General features: G+C 69.9%; 16 protein-coding genes. 4 read left to right on the top strand and 12 right to left on the bottom strand.

What is annotated here, in order from left to right; all coding sequences use genetic code 11:
• Window positions 1-53 precede the first annotated feature (53 nt).
• Window positions 54-443 (top strand): DUF485 domain-containing protein, encoded by a 390-nt coding sequence (locus NHL51_RS12350; RefSeq protein ID WP_434144199.1) that lies wholly within the window; start codon window positions 54-56, stop codon window positions 441-443.
• Window position 444: 1 nt separating this feature from the next.
• Window positions 445-2,022 (top strand): solute symporter family protein, encoded by a 1,578-nt coding sequence (locus NHL51_RS12345; protein WP_434144198.1) that lies wholly within the window; start codon window positions 445-447, stop codon window positions 2,020-2,022.
• 143 nt (window positions 2,023-2,165) lie between these two features.
• On the opposite strand, the gene NHL51_RS12340 is transcribed toward NHL51_RS12345, so the two are convergent.
• The 5 genes from NHL51_RS12340 to NHL51_RS12320 form a co-directional block, all read right to left on the bottom strand.
• Window positions 2,166-2,591: a VOC family protein gene (locus NHL51_RS12340; protein ID WP_434144196.1), complete on the bottom strand. Its 426-nt coding sequence runs from the start codon at window positions 2,589-2,591 to the stop codon at window positions 2,166-2,168.
• Between the two features lie 183 nt (window positions 2,592-2,774).
• Window positions 2,775-3,941 carry a tRNA 2-thiouridine(34) synthase MnmA gene (gene mnmA, locus NHL51_RS12335; protein WP_434144194.1) on the bottom strand — a complete coding sequence of 389 codons (1,167 nt, stop codon included), beginning with the start codon at window positions 3,939-3,941 and terminating at the stop codon, window positions 2,775-2,777.
• A 96-nt stretch (window positions 3,942-4,037) separates the two neighbouring features.
• On the bottom strand, window positions 4,038-5,240 hold the full coding sequence (locus tag NHL51_RS12330; RefSeq protein WP_434144192.1) for a cysteine desulfurase family protein: 1,203 nt from the start codon (window positions 5,238-5,240) through the stop codon (window positions 4,038-4,040).
• 17 nt (window positions 5,241-5,257) lie between these two features.
• Window positions 5,258-6,247, bottom strand: coding sequence for a tetratricopeptide repeat protein (locus NHL51_RS12325; protein WP_434144190.1), 990 nt, complete (start codon window positions 6,245-6,247; stop codon window positions 5,258-5,260).
• 2 nt (window positions 6,248-6,249) lie between these two features.
• Complete coding sequence (locus NHL51_RS12320) at window positions 6,250-8,154, bottom strand: glycosyltransferase (protein WP_434144188.1); 1,905 nt, start codon at window positions 8,152-8,154, stop codon at window positions 6,250-6,252.
• A gap of 246 nt (window positions 8,155-8,400) precedes the next feature.
• Between NHL51_RS12320 and NHL51_RS12315 the strand changes: the two genes are divergently transcribed.
• Both NHL51_RS12315 and NHL51_RS12310 read left to right on the top strand, forming a co-directional pair.
• A complete protein-coding gene (locus tag NHL51_RS12315; RefSeq protein WP_434144186.1) occupies window positions 8,401-11,130 on the top strand; it encodes a hypothetical protein in 2,730 nt (909 codons plus the stop codon).
• Window positions 11,127-11,666, top strand: coding sequence for a ribonuclease H family protein (locus tag NHL51_RS12310; protein ID WP_434144184.1), 540 nt, complete (start codon window positions 11,127-11,129; stop codon window positions 11,664-11,666). Before NHL51_RS12315 ends, NHL51_RS12310 begins: the two co-directional genes overlap by 4 nt.
• Window positions 11,667-11,729: 63 nt before the next feature.
• Here the strand turns inward: NHL51_RS12310 and NHL51_RS12305 are convergent, their stop codons facing one another.
• The 7 genes from NHL51_RS12305 to tsf all read right to left on the bottom strand — a co-directional run bounded on the left by NHL51_RS12305 (window position 11,730) and on the right by tsf (window position 16,569).
• Window positions 11,730-12,026 (bottom strand): ATP/GTP-binding protein, encoded by a 297-nt coding sequence (locus tag NHL51_RS12305; RefSeq protein ID WP_434144183.1) that lies wholly within the window; start codon window positions 12,024-12,026, stop codon window positions 11,730-11,732.
• Window positions 12,027-12,034: 8 nt separating this feature from the next.
• On the bottom strand, window positions 12,035-12,664 hold the full coding sequence (locus NHL51_RS12300; RefSeq protein WP_434144182.1) for a transglycosylase SLT domain-containing protein: 630 nt from the start codon (window positions 12,662-12,664) through the stop codon (window positions 12,035-12,037).
• A 49-nt stretch (window positions 12,665-12,713) separates the two neighbouring features.
• On the bottom strand, window positions 12,714-13,268 hold the full coding sequence (locus tag NHL51_RS12295; RefSeq protein ID WP_434144180.1) for a DivIVA domain-containing protein: 555 nt from the start codon (window positions 13,266-13,268) through the stop codon (window positions 12,714-12,716).
• A 47-nt stretch (window positions 13,269-13,315) separates the two neighbouring features.
• On the bottom strand, window positions 13,316-14,236 hold the full coding sequence (locus NHL51_RS12290; RefSeq protein WP_434144179.1) for a phosphatidate cytidylyltransferase: 921 nt from the start codon (window positions 14,234-14,236) through the stop codon (window positions 13,316-13,318).
• Window positions 14,237-14,239: 3 nt separating this feature from the next.
• The gene (frr, locus tag NHL51_RS12285; protein WP_434144177.1) at window positions 14,240-14,794 is read right to left on the bottom strand and encodes a ribosome recycling factor; all 555 of its coding nucleotides are present in this window, start codon (window positions 14,792-14,794) and stop codon (window positions 14,240-14,242) included.
• A 56-nt stretch (window positions 14,795-14,850) separates the two neighbouring features.
• Window positions 14,851-15,570 carry a UMP kinase gene (gene pyrH / locus NHL51_RS12280; RefSeq protein ID WP_434144175.1) on the bottom strand — a complete coding sequence of 240 codons (720 nt, stop codon included), beginning with the start codon at window positions 15,568-15,570 and terminating at the stop codon, window positions 14,851-14,853.
• Window positions 15,571-15,738: 168 nt separating this feature from the next.
• Window positions 15,739-16,569 carry a translation elongation factor Ts gene (gene tsf / locus NHL51_RS12275; RefSeq protein ID WP_434144174.1) on the bottom strand — a complete coding sequence of 277 codons (831 nt, stop codon included), beginning with the start codon at window positions 16,567-16,569 and terminating at the stop codon, window positions 15,739-15,741.
• Window positions 16,570-16,607 lie beyond the last annotated feature (38 nt).

The raw sequence follows: 16,607 nt of genomic DNA, 5'->3' as shown, positions 1-16,607 counted from the left end.
AACATGGAACGCCGGCTCTCGGGCACTCGGCGCACCATCGACGAGGAGGTCGCATGAACAGTTCGCCTGATCAACCCGGATTCCCCGAAGAAGCACCGCCCGACATCGATTACGAGGCGGTGCAGCGCTCCCCCGAGTTCCAAGAGCTCAAGCGGCGGTTCCGCACGTTCGTCTTCCCCGTCTCCGCACTCTTCATGGTGTGGTTCCTCGCGTACGTGCTGCTCTCGGCCTACGCGCACGATTTCATGGCCACTCCGGTCATCGGCAATGTGAACCTCGGCATCGTCCTCGGCCTCGGCCAGTTCGTGACGACGTTCGCGATCACCATGATCTACGTACGGTTCGCCAACAAGCGCCTCGACCCGATCAGCGTCGGGATCCGCGCCGATCTCGAGGCGCAGGCCGCCCGGGGCGGTTCGAGCACCACCGACGGGGAGGCATGACATGCAGGGCAACAATCCGGTTCTGAACATCTCGATCTTCCTCGCGTTCGTCGCGGTGACGATGGTCATCGTGATCCGCGCGAGCCGCAACAACAAGAGCGCCGCCGACTTCTACGCCGGCGGTCGTTCGTTCAGCGGGCGCCAGAACGGCCTCGCGATCGCGGGCGACTACCTCTCGGCCGCATCCTTCCTCGGCATCTGCGGCGCCATCGCCCTCACCGGCTACGACGGGTTCCTCTACTCGATCGGCTTCCTGGTCGCGTGGCTCGTCGCCCTGCTGCTCGTCGCCGAGCTCATGCGCAATACCGCGAAGTTCACGATGGCCGACGTGCTCTCGTTCCGTCTCAAGCAGAAGCCTGTGCGCATGGCCGCCGCTACGACGACGCTCGCGGTGAGCTTCTTCTACCTGCTGGCGCAGATGGCGGGTGCGGGGGCGCTCGTGTCGCTGCTGCTCGGGCTCGACAGCTCGATCGGGCAGTCGCTCGTCATCGTCGCCGTCGGCGTCGTGATGATCATCTACGTGCTGATCGGCGGCATGAAGGGCACGACCTGGGTGCAGATCATCAAGGCGGTGCTGCTCATCGCCGGCGTCGCGATCATGACGGTGTGGACGCTCGCGCTCTCCGGCTTCAACTTCTCGCAGCTGCTGCAGACCGCCGTCGAGAAGTCGGCCGAAGGCGCCGCTATCCTCGCGCCGGGCCTGAAGTACGGAGCGAACCCGCTCGACTTCATCTCGCTCGCCCTCGCGCTCGTGCTCGGCACCGCCGGCCTCCCCCATGTGCTCATGCGCTTCTACACCGTGCCCACGGCGAAGGAGGCGCGCCGTTCGGTCGTGTGGGCGATCTGGCTCATCGGCATCTTCTACCTCTTCACCCTCGTGCTGGGCTTCGGCGCCGGCGCCCTCGTCGGGCCCGAGGAGATCGCGAATGCTCCGGGTGGCGTCAACTCCGCGGCCCCGCTCCTCGCATTCCACCTCGGCGGCCCGATTCTGCTCGGCCTCATCTCGGCCGTGGCGTTCGCCACGATCCTCGCGGTCGTCGCGGGCCTCACCATCACGGCCTCGGCCTCGTTCGCGCACGACGTGTACGCGAGCGTGATCAAGAAGGGCAAGGCGACGCAGAAGCAGGAGATGAAGGTCGCGAAGATCACGACCCTCGTCATCGGCGCGGCCGCGATCATCGGCGGTATCGGAGCGAAGGATCAGAACGTCGCCTTCCTCGTGGCCCTCGCCTTCGCGGTCGCCGCGAGCGCGAACCTGCCGACGATCCTCTACTCGCTCTTCTGGAGCAAGTTCACCACCCGCGGCGCGGTGTGGTCGATGATCGGCGGCCTCGTCTCGGCGATCGGCCTGATCGCGTTCTCGCCGGTCGTGTCGGGCACCGAGACCTCGATGATCCCGGGAGCCGACTTCGCGTGGTTCCCGCTCACCAACCCGGGCATCGTGTCGATCCCGCTCGGATTCATCCTCGGCTGGGTCGGGTCGCTGACCGACCCGGGCCGCGAGTCGAAGAAGCTGGCGGCCGAGATGGAGGTGCGCGAGCTCACCGGTTTCGGCGCGGAGCCACCGGTCGAGCACTGACACCGTCCGATCCTGCGGCGGCGGCAGGCTCGAGCCGTCGCCGCAGGATCTCATGAGCCGATGCCCCGTTCTGCCGCGGAGGCCGTCAGGTTCTGAAGCTCATGCGCGGCGCGCCGGTGACGCATATCGCCCCGGCGACCCGGTTACGCCGCCTCGCACGAGAACGCCCACATCACGCCGAAGCGATCGTAGGCCTGCCCGTACCAGTCGCCCCACGGAGCCCGCTCGAACGGCATGCCGACCTCGCCGCCGCCGGTGAGCAGCTTCGCGATGAGGTCGCGGGCCTCCTCGGGGGTATCCGTGGTGACCAGCATCGAATACGCGCTGCCCCGCACGTTGTAGTCGGTGCCGTCGTCCATCGCGTCGCCGCCCGCGATCGTGCCGACGGGCGTCACGAGCGTCGCGTGCGCGACCGCCTGCGGGTCCGGGGTGAAGGGCATGCCCTCCATCGGCGGCATGTCGCCGTAGCGGAGGATCCGCAGATCACCGCCGAACACCTCGTGCCAGTGCTCCATGGCCTCGCCGGTCGTACCGGGAAGCGCGATGTACGTCGCAATCGAGTGCGTCATGCTGCCTTCTCCTCCGTCGGATCGATACCGCTGCCGGTATCGGCGTCAGCCCCAGTATGCACGCGACCTGCGTCATCCGCTACCGCTCGGTTCGGCCTCGGAGAAAGAACTCAGCGGCGTGCTTCCAGAGCGCGCCGCCTCGGCGTTCGCACCCGATGGCGTCGGCGACGCCACTCGGGCCGGTCAGGCCGCCGAACGCTCGGCGTCGACCGGCAGGGCGCGGTCGATCGTGAACTGACCGAGCACGCGCGTGCCGATGTAGAGCACGGCGGTCTGACCGGGAGCGACGCCCGAGAGCGGCTCCGCGAGCTTCAGATCGACGTCGACCACGATCTCGTGACTCGCATCGACGCGATGCTGCTCGGTGCGCTCCGCGTCCAGGATCGGGACCAACCGCGCCTTCGCCGGCACCGGATCGGCATGCGCCCTGATCTGCACCTCGCAGGCGAATTCCTCTGCCGGTTCGAACCCCGGTTCGCCCGCCCAGCTGAAACGCCCGCCGGCGATGCGTCCGATCTGCAGGCTCTCGCGGGGCCCGACCACGACCTGGTTCGACACCGGCCGGATCGAGAGCACGTAGCGCGGTTCGCCGTCCGGCGCCGGGCGCCCGAGCTGCAGCCCGCGACGCTGCCCCACCGTGTACCCGTGGGCGCCGTCGTGGCGACCGACGATCTCGCCCGCTTCGTCGAGAATCTCGCCCGGCTCGCGCTGCACGTGGTCGGAGAGCCACCCGCGCGTATCACCGTCGGGGATGAAGCAGATGTCGTAGCTGTCGGGCTTCTGCGCCACCTGCAACCCGCGCTCCTCGGCCTCGGCGCGGATGAGCTCCTTCGACGGCGTATCGCCGAGCGGGAAGTAGCAGTGCGCGAGCTGGCTCTCGGTGAGCACGCCGAGCACGTACGACTGATCCTTCGTCCAGGCACTCGCGCGGTGCAGTTCGCGCCCGTTCTCACCATCGACGAGGCTCGCGTAGTGACCCGTCGCGACCGCGTCGAACCCGAGAGCGATCGCCTTGTCGAGCAGCGCCTGGAACTTGATCTTCTCGTTGCAACGCATGCAGGGGTTCGGAGTGCGGCCGGCAGCGTACTCGGCGATGAAATCGTCGACCACGTCCTCCTTGAAGCGCTCGCTGAGATCCCATACGTAGAAGGGGATGCCGAGAAGATTCGCGACGCGACGGGCGTCCATGGCGTCCTCGATCGTGCAGCAGCCGCGCGAACCGGTGCGAATCGTGCCCGGCATGCGGCTGAGCGCGAGATGCACTCCGACGACTTCGTGCCCCGCTTCGACCGCACGGGCCGCTGCTACGGCGGAGTCCACCCCTCCGCTCATCGCTGCCAGAACTTTCATTCGCACCATCTTACGCCGACCGGCGGCGCCTCGCAGCCCCGCGGATGCAGAGCCCGCGAGGGCCTGCGAAGCCGATACGCGGAGGCTCTGAGGGGCCTATGAGAGCCCGGCCGCGCGTGCTCGGTCGAGGGCCGCGGGCAGCGCCTCGAGCAGCGCCTCGATCTCGGAGTCTCCGGTCTCGGGCGAGAGCGTGAACCGGAGCGCACCGGCGGCTTCGGCCTCGGTCAGCCCCATGGCGAGCAGCACATGCGAGATCTCGGCCACCCCGGCCCGGCAGGCGGACCCGACCGAGACCGATACCCCTGCCGCATCGAGCATGAACACGAGCGAGTCGCCCTGGCATCCGGGGAAGGTGAAATGGGCGTTGCCCGGCAGCCGCGCGGAGGCTCCCGCCGCGGGGTCGCTGCCGCGCAGCACGGCATCGGGGGCGAGGGATCGCACTCCGGCGATGAGCGCATCGCGCATGGCGGCGAGACGCTCGATCCGCTCGGGCCGCGGCGCACCGCGCCCATCGAGAGAGTGCGCGATCGCGGCGGCGAAAGCGGCGGCCCCCGCCGCATCCTGCGTGCCCGAACGGGAGCGCTGCTGCGACCCGCCGTGGATGAGGGCGTCGGTCGCGGCCCGGCGGTCGAGCACGAGCGCGCCGATGCCGACGGGGCCGCCGATCTTGTGCGCCGAGACCGAGACCGCGGAAGCGCCGGAGGAGCGGAAGTCGATCTGCAGCTGGCCGAGCGCCGAGACCGCGTCGACGTGCGCGGGGATGCCGGCTCGGCGGGCGATCGCGCACAGCTCCCGCACCGGCTGCACCGTGCCGACCTCGTTGTTCGCCCAAAGGAACGACAGGAGCGCGATCTCCCCCGCGCCTTCCTCCGCGATGGCGGCCTCGAGGGTCTCGGGGTGCAGCGCGCCGTGGGCGTCCACGGGCAGCAGGCGCAGTCGGGCGCCCTGCGCATCGCGCAGCCACTCGGCCGCTTCGAGCGTCGCGTGATGCTCTCCGTCGGCCACGAGCACGACCGGGCCGGCGCCTGCGCGCCGGCGAGCCCAGAACATGCCCTTCAGCGCGAGGTTGATCGATTCGGTGCCGCCCCCGGTGAAGATGAGTTCGGCATGGTCGCTGCCGAGGGCTCGGGCGATACGCGCCCGGGATTCCTCGAGCAGTTCGCTCGCCCCCTGGCCGTGGCCGTGCGTCGACGCGGGATTGCCGATCACGCGCAGCGCGCTCGTATACGCTTCGAGCACGTCCTCGGGCATCGGCGAGGTCGCCGCATGATCGAGATAGCCGCGACGCCCGCCGCTCATCCGCACCGCCCGCCCGCTCAGTAGAGGAGGTTCGCGAGGCGGCCGCGCGCCGCGATGACACGGGGGTCGGCGACGCCGACGACCTCGAAGAGCTCGAGCAGGCGTTCGCGGATGGTCCCGCGCTCTCCCGGGTCTTCGTTCGCGGCGAAGAGCTCGAGCAGGCGCAGGAACGCGTCTTCCACGTGGCCGCCCGAAACGTCGAGATCGGCGACGCCGAGCTGCGCGGCGATATCGGTCGGCGCTGCGGCCGCGGCGCTGCGGATCTCGTCGGCGGTGCGGCCGCTCAGGCGCTGCAGGAGCTTCATCTGCACGAGCGCCTCCCGCGCCACCGCGTCCGCGGGCGCCTTCGCGAGCACCGCCTCCCACTCGCGCACCGCGGCGACGAAGTCCCCGCGCTCGGCGGCATCGACCGCCGGGCGATGCGCCTCCGGGATCTCGGGCTCGGCGGGGGCCTCGGGCTGTTCGCCCTCCGCCTGCGCATCGGGGGCGTTCACCCTGCCGACGACGCCGTGCTGCTCGGCGAGCTGCACGAGCTGGGCGAAGAACTGGCGCACCTGCTCGACGGGCACCGCGCCTTGGAAGAGCGGCACGGGTCGCCCGGCGACCATGGCGACCACGGTCGGGATCGACTGGGCCTGGAACGCCTGCGCCAGGCCCGGGTTCGCGTCGACGTCGACCTTCGCGAGCAGCACGCGACCCTCGAACTCGCGGGTCACCTGCTCGATGATGGGGCTGAGCGTCTTGCACGGCTGGCACCATTCGGCCCACAGGTCGAACACGACCGGCACCACGGCCGAGAGCTGGGCGACCTGCTCGAAGCTCTCGTCGGTGACGTCCATCACGAGCGACGGCACGTCGACGACCCGGCCCTCATGCGCTGCAGCGCTCGGTGCACCGGCCGGTGCGGCGCCCGCAGCAGCCGGTTGCTGCGGCGCGCGGTTCTGCGATGCGAGATGGCTGAGGTCGACGCCTCCGCCGGGAATGCGCTCGGGCATCTGCTGCGACATGGTTAGTTCCCTGCTCCGATCAGTTCGCTGGTGTCTCCGAGAAGTTGGATCTTCGCCCCCGAGTCGGACTTGCTCGGCACGAAGAAGAGCATCTGGTGGGCGAAGGTCTGCACGATCCGCTCCTGCTGCCCGCTGAGCCCCGAGAGCGCGGTGACCTGGCCGGTCGCGACCGGCTTGATGCGCCCGGCACTGCCGTCGACCACCTGGTCCTCGAGCACCGTCGTCACGACGAGGGCGCCCTCGACGCCGGTGGTGAGCGCGACGGTCTGCTCTTCGCCCTGGCGCGCCGTGACCGAGAACGCCATCGGCTTGCCCTTCGCCTCGGCGTCGGCCGCGAGTCGTTCGACGCGCGCCTTGCCCGAGTTCTCGAGGATCTTGTCCTCGCCCAGGTCGAAGAGCTCGGAGTCGGGCGACGCCTCGCCGTCCTGCAGCACCGAGGCGAACGCGGTGCCCACCTCGCCGGGCTGCAGCAGGAAGCTCTCGATATCATCGGCGAGCAGCGCCGTGCCCTCGTCGGCCGGTGCCGCCTGCGGCATGGCGATGCCGCCGCGCAGCGCGATGACCGACGACACGAGGTAGTTGTCGTGCGGCGTCTCCTGCGTCATCACCAGGGCGAGCGACGGCGAGGCCTCCTCGCCGTCCGTCGCCTGATCGGCGGTGTCGGCGGGCGCTCCGCCCTTCTCAGATGCGACCGTCACGAGCATCGTGCGCGGCCACCCCTCGGTGCTCTGCACGAGCTGGTAGTCGAGTTCGTCGGTCGTGATGAGCGGCGGGATCAACCACTCGGTCGCCGCGGCCCTGATCGCGTAGTTCGCGGTGCGCTGCTGCAGGGCGTCCCCCGTGAAGCGCTCCTTCAGCAGCTCGGCATCCAGATCCTTATCGGCCGTATCGGAGACCTCGACGATGCGATCGAGAATGCGGTCGATCTGCGTAGCGGTCACCGGCAACGGCGCGGACGACGACTTCGGCTCGTCGGTCGTGGTGCTCTCCGCGGCCCCCGCATCGAACTGCGGCCAGTAGCTCGCCGAGCAACCGGTCAACCCGACCGCCAGCGCCACACCGGCGGCGGGCAGTGCGAGCCGGCGCACGCCGCGACGCGCGCTCGTCATCCCGGCGCCGCCTTCCTGCTTCGTCGGCTCCGCAGCGGCGGGAGCGGTCGTCCGCTTGCGCGAGAAGCTGTTGCGGATGCCCTGCAGCGGGCCCCGGCGGCCGCGCCGCGGGCCGAGGCCGCGCCGGTCGTGGTCGACCGCGAGAATGTAGAGCACCGCGCCGATGAGCGCGAGCACACCGCCGCCCACGAGCATGGGGCCGGCCCAGGGCGTATTGCGATCCTGCACCCAGGTCACGGCGATCGACTTCGGCAGCGTCTCGCCGTCGGTCGCGATGATCACCGACTGGTCGTCGTCGAGCTTCACCGGCACGCGCACCGAACCGGAGTCCGATGCCGACTTCTCCTGCAGCCAGAGGTCGCTGCCGCGCGGATCGAGCGGCTCCGCCTTCCCGTCCTCGCCATCGCCGTTCTCGGCGGGAGCGACGCCGTCGGCCGGAGCCGTCTGGTCGGCCTCGGCTGCGCTCGGTTCGGCCGCGGGAGCGACCCCGGCGATCTCCTCCGAGACGAAACCGCGTGCGCCGCGGTCGGCGACGAGCGCGACATGGTCGAACTCCTCGACCCAGGCCTGCACGTCGCGGGTCGCTCCGGTCGCGACGAATGCGTCCTTCCCCGCAGCCGTCACATTCGCCTGACCGGCCACGGTCTGCAGCTCGGCTCCATCGATGACCGCGTACCCCGCGTCCGTCGAGACCGTCGCCTCGTACTCGATCTCGGCCGGCCCGGCGAGGAAGGTGCGCTGGCCGATCCCGAGCAGCAGCAGCACGCCCGAGAACACGAGCGCGACTATCGCAAGCACATACCGCAAAAGGGCTCCTCAGAAATTCGTCGACCCCTCGACTGGCAATGTTCGGGGCCCTGCCGGCGCGGATGCGCACGGCGATGGATCTTGATCCCTACAACGGTAGCGGAGGAATCAGTGTATGTCGTGGAAACCGCTCGCCTACCCGACCGCCGGGCAGCGAAGTGAACTATCATGTTCGACGGGTTACCTGCATCGCGGACGCAGCGTACGACGCCACCACACATCTCGTTCGGAGGACACTTGTCCGAATCAGCTCAGCAGTTCTCGCCTGCTTTTCGGGGTTACAACCGGGAGGAGGTCGACGTGCGCGTCGGCGCGCTCACCGGTCAGGTCGCGAACCTGCAGACGCATCTCGCGTCGATGCAGGCGGCGCATCAGCAGGCGACCCGTACCGGCGATGAGCAGCGGCGCCTGATCGCCGAACTGCAGGAGCAGGTCGCCGAGCTCGGGGCGAGCGGCTACTCGGGGCTGGGGCTGCGCGTCGAGAAGAGCCTGAAGGTCGCGGAGGATCACGCGCAGCACCTCATGGCGCAGGCGGATCTCGATGCCGAGAAGCTGCGCCGCTCCTCCGAGGAGGAGAGCGCGCGAATGCTGGAAGAGGCGCGGCAGAAGTCGGACGAGCTGCTCGCGACCGCGCACGAGCAGTCGGAGATCATCCTCACCGGCGCGCGCAACGATGTGGCCCGCCAGACGGGCGAGGCCAACGACGAGCGCGAACGCCTGGTCGCCGAGGCCGAACGCGCGGCCGCGCTCGTGCGCAGTTCGGCGGAGCGCGAAGCGTCAGCCGCAGTGGAGACCGCCCGACGCGCGGCCGAGGAGACCCTCGCACGCGCCACCGCCGAGGCCGAGCGCATCTCAGGAGAAGCCCGCAGCGCGGCGCACGATCTGCGGAGCGAGACCGAACGCCACGCCGAGGAGCTCGAACGTCGACGCGCCGACGACCTGCGGGAGGCCGAGCGCGAGCGCGCCCGCCTCACCCGGGAGGGCGAGCAGGCCCGCACGGAGTTCGAGGCGAAGCGCCAGCGCGAAGAGGCGGCGCTCGAGGAGCGCTACACCGAGCGCGAGCGCGAGCTCGAGGCCCGCTTCGAGGCGAGCCAGCGCGAACTGCGCGCGGAGATCGATACGCTGACCGGGCGCATCGCCCAGGAACGCGCGGAGCACGACGCCGCGCTCGCAGCCGAACGGCAGCAGCACGAGCAGGCGATCGCCGCGGAACGGGAGACCCACGACGCCCGTATCGCGCAGGAGCGCGGCGCCCATGAGTCGTCCATCGCCCGCGAGGTCGAGGCCCAGCGCACCGAGGCGCTGACGCTCGCCGCCCAGTCGCAGCGCGAGCGTGAGCGCGCGGCCGAGGCCGCGCAGAACGAGCTGGACCGCCTGCGCTCGGAGCAGGAGGTCGAACTCGAGTCGCAGCGCACGGACCACGAGGCGCGCATCGCGGCGGAGCTCGAGGCGCATCGCGAGGCCATCGGCACGGAGCGGGACACGCACGACCGCACGCTCGCCGCCGAGCGCGAGGAGCACGCGTCGCGGATCGCGCAGGAGCGCGAAGCGCACGAATCGATCATCGCGCAGGAGCGCGCGGAGCACGACGACGCCCTCCGCAGCGAGCGGGTGCAGCATCGTGCAGACCTGACGAGCGAACGCGAGGCCCACGATGCCGCGCTGATCGAGGAGCGCGAAGCCCACGACACCGCCCTCGCCGCCGAGCGCGAGGCCCAGGCCGAGGAGCTCCGCGCGGCGCGCGACGCGCAGACGGAGTCGCTCGCGGCGGAACGCGACGCCCAGGCCGCAGAGCTCGCGGCCGCGAAGCAGACGCAGGCGGATGAGCTCGCGGCCGAGCGCTCTGCCCACGACGCGCGCATCGGCTCCGAGCTCGCCGCGCATCAGGATCGCCTGGTCGCCGAAAGCGATGAGCACCGCGCGCTGATCGCTGCGGAGCGCGAGGAGCACGAAGCCGGGTTCGCGCAGCAGGCGGCGCAGCAGGCGCGCAAACTCGCCGCGGCCGCTGCGGCGCATAGCGCCCGCATCTCGGATGAGAGCACGATGCACGACGAGCGCATCGCCGCAGCGCTGGCGACCCACCAGCAGCAGCTCGCCGACGAGCGCGCCGCCGCCGGCGAGGCGCTGCGCATCGAACGCGATGAGGCCGCGACGGCTCTCGGGCACGAACGCGAGGCGCTCGAGCTGCGCATCGAGCGCGAGCGCGCGAAGCTCGACGCCGACATCGCCCGCGAGCGCGAGGAGCACGAGCGGGCCCTCGTCGCAGCGGCGGAGCAGCAGGAAGAGGAGCTGCGCGTGCAGCTCGAGTCGGCCCGCGCCGCGATCGACCGCGAGGTCGCCGCGAAGCGCGCCGCCGCAGTAGAGGAGACCGACCTGCTGCGCGCGAACACGGTCGCGGAGCTCGCCGAGTTCCGCCACAGCGAAGAGACCGACCTCGCCCAGGCGCGGGCAGCGGCTCAGGACGAGCTGCGGTCGCTGCGCGAATCGATCGATACCGAGTCCATCGCCTTCGCGCAGCGATCGAGCAGCGAGCAGGAGGAGCACGCCCGGAGCCTCGCCGAGAGCCAGCGCGCGGCCGACGAGGCGTCGCGACGCGAGATCGAGGCGACGTCGACCGAGCTCGCCGAGCTGCGAGCCCAACTGGATGCTGCGCGCGAGGAGTACCAGCGCATCACCTCGGAGGCGACGCGCGACGCGCAGAACATCCGGGCGGAAGCGGAGCGCCAGGCCGCCGAGACGAAGCTCGAGGCCGAGCGCCGCTCGCAGGTCGCGTTCGCCGCCGCGGAGGAGCGCGCGAAGCGCGTGCTCGCCGCCGCGGAAGATCGCATGACCCAGCTGAAGGTCGAACGCGGTGCGGTGGCCCGCTACTTCGAGAGCCTCGGCGAGGTCATCACGAACGCGCAGAAGATGAGCACCGCGACCGGCAATGCGGTCGATCGGCCCGTCGACACCGAGAACGGCGAGTGACGGTGGGGATCATCGCGGCCGCCGACGGCTCGGCCCTCGGCAACCCCGGCCCCGCGGGCTGGGCCTGGTTCGTCGATGAGACGCAGTGGCGGGCCGGCGGATGGCCGCGCGCGACGAACAATCAGGGCGAGCTCATGGCCGTGCTCGACCTGCTGCACGCGACGGCGCCGCGCGCTGCGGAACCGCTGCGCATCCTGTGCGACAGCCAGTACGTCATCAACTCCGTGACGCAGTGGATGCCGGGATGGAAACGGCGCGGTTGGCGCAAGGCCGACGGCAAGCCGGTGCTCAACCGCGACCTGCTCGAGCAGCTCGATGCCGCCCTCGCGGGCCGCGATGTGCAGTTCGAGTGGGTGAAGGGCCATGCCGGCCATCCGCTCAACGAGGCAGCCGACGACCGTGCGCGAGCTGCGGCCACCGCGTTCCAGGCGGGCCGGGCGCCCGACCACGGCCCCGGTCTCGCAGGCGCCGCCCCGCCTCCCCCGTCACCGGAGGTCTCCCTCGAGACCCCGGCGTCGCCGCCGACGCTCTTCTAGGCCGGGGCTCCCCCGCCGCACCGACGGGCTGCCCCGCGCTCCGGCGATCCCTGCAGGGAGTGCTCAGCCCAGTCGCCAGCAGTGCGCGTGGTAGTGCCGGCGGTCTCGCACCGCGGCCTCGTCGCCGAAGAAGTTCTCGGCGCTCCAGGCCACGACGTGCGCCTGGCCCGCGGGAATGCCGGTGCCGCACGACGGGCAGCGGTAGACCTTCTCGGCGCGATGCGCGGGAATGTCGCGTACGAACCACTCGGCGCCGCGATGCCGCTCCTTGCGGGCGCCGCCGTAGGCCAGGCGCGTCACATCGCGGGGTTCCGCCTGCGCTGCGCGCTGATACTTGTTGACGCGGCGATTGCGCGCCACGACTCAGATCACCACCAGTGGTTGGTCGTCCAGAAGTCGTACGCCTGCGCCCAGCTGCCGTAGCGGCCGACCGCGTAGCCGTTCGCCCAGCGCAGGTTGTCGACGGGGTCGTAGCCGTTGCCCGGCACCTTGCTGCAGGGGTTCGCCTGGATCACGCCGCACGCCCCCGAGGAGGCGTTCGTGGCGTTCGGGTTCCAGCCGCTCTCGCGGCTGGCGATGTAGTCGACGTAGCCCCAGTCGCTCTCGGCGATGCCGGCAGCCGCCATCCACTCTGCAGGTGCGCCGCCGCCCGTGTACCGCGCAGGAGCGGTCGCCTGCGAGGAGGAGGCCTCCTTCGCCGCCTTCTCGGCGGCGGCAGCAGCCTCGGCCTCGCGCTTCTGGCGCTCGACTTCGGCCGGATCGGGCAGCTCGACCGTCTCGATCTCCGGGTAGATGATGTCGTCTTCCGGGAACTCGTTCGGCACGAACTCCTGGTTGATGCGGGTCTCGAACGCGAGCGCCTCGGCGTCGGTCTCACCACCGGGCATCGCGAAGGGGGCGACCACTGCGGTGCCGAAGAGCACGATGACCCCGGTCACCGCGAACGCAGCGCGGATCTTCGACCAGGATGAGCGGGGATGAGAGTTCACAGCAGACACAATGTAACGATTCTATCTCGAAATGACGCGGTATGGCAACGAAATCGCACTACCTCGTCGCGAGGATGAGCTCCACCACGGCGTCGAGCACGGCATCGACCTGATCCTCGTCGTAGCCCCGCCACTGCGAATGGAACACCACATCGCGCACCTCTGCTGGCGCGATGCTCAGCTCGCGGCGTTCGAACATGTCGGCCACGCGGTCGAGGAAGGCGTCGACCTGCGACCGGCGGTATCCGGTCGCGAAGACGCCCCGGCGACGGAAGCGACGACCACGCGGGCGCTGCATGCGACCCCGTACCTCGGAGAGCAGGCGCCGGGTCTCGTTCCACCACGCCTCTTCACCGTTGGCGCGCACCTCGGCCCGGCGCTCGCGCTCGTAGAAGACCTCTTCCAGCCGGTCGAGGGCGGCATCGACGTAGCGCGCGGAGTAGCCGCGCTTCTTCACGGAGAACGAGGCGCTGCGCACTTCGGATGCCGTCATGACGCCGCCGCTGCCGACGCCGCCTTCATAGCTCGATCGGGCGCGTTCGAGGAACGCTTCGACCTGGTCGGGCTGGTAGCCGAGTTCACGGGCGGTCGCGAGAGGGAAAGCCGTATGCACCCCACTATTGTGCCGGGTCCGCCCGGCACGAGGCTGAGTGCTCCCGTTCACTGGACGGCTCCAGCGAGCAGTGCGATGCCGTACACGCCGACGGCCGAGGGCAGCAGCGAGTCGAGGCGGTCCAGGAAGCCGCCGTGGCCCGGAATCCATGAGCTCATGTCCTTTACCCTCAGATTGCGCTTGATCAGCGACTCGGTGAGGTCGCCTCCCGTCGCGGTCAGCAGCACGACCGCGCCGAGTACGAGCCCGAGCCACCAGGGCTGCTGCAGTGCGAACACCGCCGTGACCATCCCGACGCCCATGGCGACGACGGCCGCACCCGCGAAGCCCTCCCACGTCTTGTTCGGGCTGATGCGCGGCGTCATCTTGTGCCTGCCCATCGTCACGCCGGCGGCGTACGCGCCGACATCGACCGACACCACGACCGCGACGAGCGAGAACACCCACCACTCCCCGCGGTCGCCGTCGACGAGCAGCACCGTGAACGAGGCGAGGAAGGCGACGTAGACGAGCGTGAACAGGCCCGAGAACACATCGCGCACGAGCGTGCGGCGCGGAACGATGCCGCCCGGAAGGACGCCTTCGAGCACCCGCCACAGGATGAGCAGCGCCGAACCGGCGAAGAGACCGAGCAGCATGCCCTCGGCGCCGAAGAAATAGGCGCCGCCGACGACCAGGAGCCCGCCGAGCACGACCCCGACGCGGGGCACGCGCCTGCCCGCGGTGCGGAAGGCGGCCGCGAGCTCGACGAGCGCGACGGCGACCAGCGCCGCGACCAGCACCACGAAGAGCTCTTTCAGGAAGAACAGGCTGGCGAGGAAGACCGCGCCGAAGAGCAGGCCCGTGCCGATCGCGAAGACCAGATTGCGACCGGCGCGTGCTTCGATGCGGGCGTTCGTCTCCTCGAGCTGCGCCCGAGTCGATTCGAGATGCGCCCGGAAATCATCGCGCCGCTCCGAGCCCGCCACGCGTCAGACCTCCAGGAGTTCGGCTTCTTTGCGCTTGAGCGCGTCATCGATCTGATCGATGAACTGCTTCGTCACCGCTTCGAGTTCCTTCTCGGCGCGCGCGACCTCGTCCTCGCCGACCTCGCTCTTGAGGGCGTCGAACTCGTCCTTGCCATGGCGGCGCACATTGCGGATCGCGACGCGCGCATCCTCCGCCTTGCTCTTGACGATCTTGACGAACTCCTTACGGCGTTCCTGCGTCAGCTCGGGCAGTGCGAGACGGATGACGGTGCCGTCGTTGGAGGGATTCGCGCCGAGGTTCGGCATGTCGCGGATGGCCTGCTCGATGTCCTTCATCGCGCCCTTGTCGTAGGGGGTGACGAGCAGGCTGCGGGCGTCCTGGTTCTGCACGGAGGCGAGCTGCGGCAGCGGAGTCGGCGTACCGTAGTAATCGACGAGGACGTTCTGCAGCAGCGCGGGATTCGCGCGGCCGGTGCGCACCGTGGCGAAGCCCTCCTTCGCGGACTCGACGGCCTTGTTCATGCGGTCCTTGACGTCTGCGAAGACCTCTTCGATCACGGTGTTCTCCTTGCTCCTGTGGTCAATATTCCCAGTCTAGCGGTGCCGTGCAGCGCTTAGCGGTGCACCAGCGTACCGAGCTTCTCGCCCCGGATCGCGGCGGTGACGTTGCCCGCAGGCTCCATGCCGAACACGCGCATCGGCATGCCGTTGTCCATGCAGAGGCTGAACGAGGTCGAGTCGACGACCTTCAGGCCGCGCACGAGGGCGTCGCTGTACGAGATGTCCTCGATCAGCGTCGCATTCGGATCCTTGTTGGGGTCGGCGGTGTAGACGCCGTCGACGCCGTTCTTCGCGACGAGCACTTCTTCGGCATGGATCTCGAGCGCGCGCTGCGCCGCGACCGTATCGGTCGAGAAGTACGGGAGGCCGGCGCCGGCGCCGAAGATCACGACGCGGCCCTTCTCCATGTGGCGGATGGCGCGCAGCGGGATGTAGGTCTCGGCGACCTGCGTCATGGTGATCGCCGACTGCACCCGGCTGCTCACCCCGGCCTGCTCGAGGAAGTCCTGGAGCGCGAGCGCGTTCATGACGGTGCCGAGCATGCCCATGTAGTCGGCGCGTGCACGGTCCATGCCCCGCTGCGAGAGTTCAGCCCCGCGGAAGAAGTTGCCGCCGCCGACGACGATCGCGACCTCGACCTCGTCGGTCGCCGCAGCGATCTCACGGGCGATCTGGCTCACCACGTCCGGGTTCACGCCGAGCGTGCCCCCTCCGAATGCCTCGCCCGAGAGCTTCAGCAGGACTCGGCGCTTGCGATCGGGGGTCTCGGACATGTGATCTCCTTCGGGATGATGCGGATCAATCTCGGCCCCGGCCGAGACGGCGGCCTGCGGGCGCGCCTGCGGCGAGGCTCAGACAATTGTAGGCGCGCTGCCGTCACGTGGCAGCACAAGACCCGGGCCGGCGGGATGATCCCGACCGACCCGGGTCTGAATGCGGGGTTAGGCCCCGACCTTGCCGCGAACGAAACCGGTCACGGTGATACCGGCGGCTTCGGCGAACTTCTTCACCTCGCGCTTGTCGGCGTCGAGCGCGTGGACCTGCTCGTTGAGCGCGACCTGCTTGAAGAACGCGGTGAGGCGCCCCTCGACGATCTTCGGCAGAGCCGCCTCGGGCTTGCCCTCGTTCTTCGAGATCTCGGTGACGAGCGCGCGCTCCTTCTCGACGTCGACCTCCGGCACGTCCTCACGGCTGAGGTACACCGGGTCGGCGAACGAGATGTGGCGGGCGATGCTGAGCGCAGCATCCGCGTCGTCGCCCTCGTAGCCGACGATGACGCCAATCTGCGGGGGCAGATCCTTCGAGGTCTGGTGCAGGTACACCGAGGTCGCGGGGGCCTCGATGCGCGAGACCTTGCGGAGGACGATGCGCTCGCCGATGATGGCGGCCTCGTCGGTGATGGTCGCGTCGACCGACTTCTCGCCGGCCGAGGCTGCGAGAGCCTCTTCGACGGTGCTCGCACCGGCGGCGACGATCGCGTCGAGCACGAGCTCCGAGAGCGCGATGAACTTCGCGTTCTTCGCGACGAAGTCGGTCTCGCAGACGAGCTCGATCAGCGTGGCCGAGCCGTCGATCTGCTTGACCGCGACGAGGCCCTCGCTCGCCTCGCGCTCGCCGCGCTTCGCGACGCCCTTGAGGCCCTTGAGACGCAGGATCTCGATGGCCTTCTCGATGTTGCCTTCGGCTTCGATGAGCGCGTTCTTGCTGTCGACCATGCCGGCGCCGAGGCGCTCGCGCAGTTCCTTCACAGCGGCCATGCTTACTGCAGCCATATGTGACTCCTTTTTCAGAGGTGTTGATTCAGTCGAAA

The sequence above is a fragment of the Leucobacter sp. gxy201 genome (assembly GCF_051043335.1).
In the GTDB taxonomy this organism is placed as follows: domain Bacteria; phylum Actinomycetota; class Actinomycetes; order Actinomycetales; family Microbacteriaceae; genus Leucobacter.
Note: the sequence above shows the minus strand (reverse complement) of the source record. Positions and strands in the feature narration are given on the sequence as shown.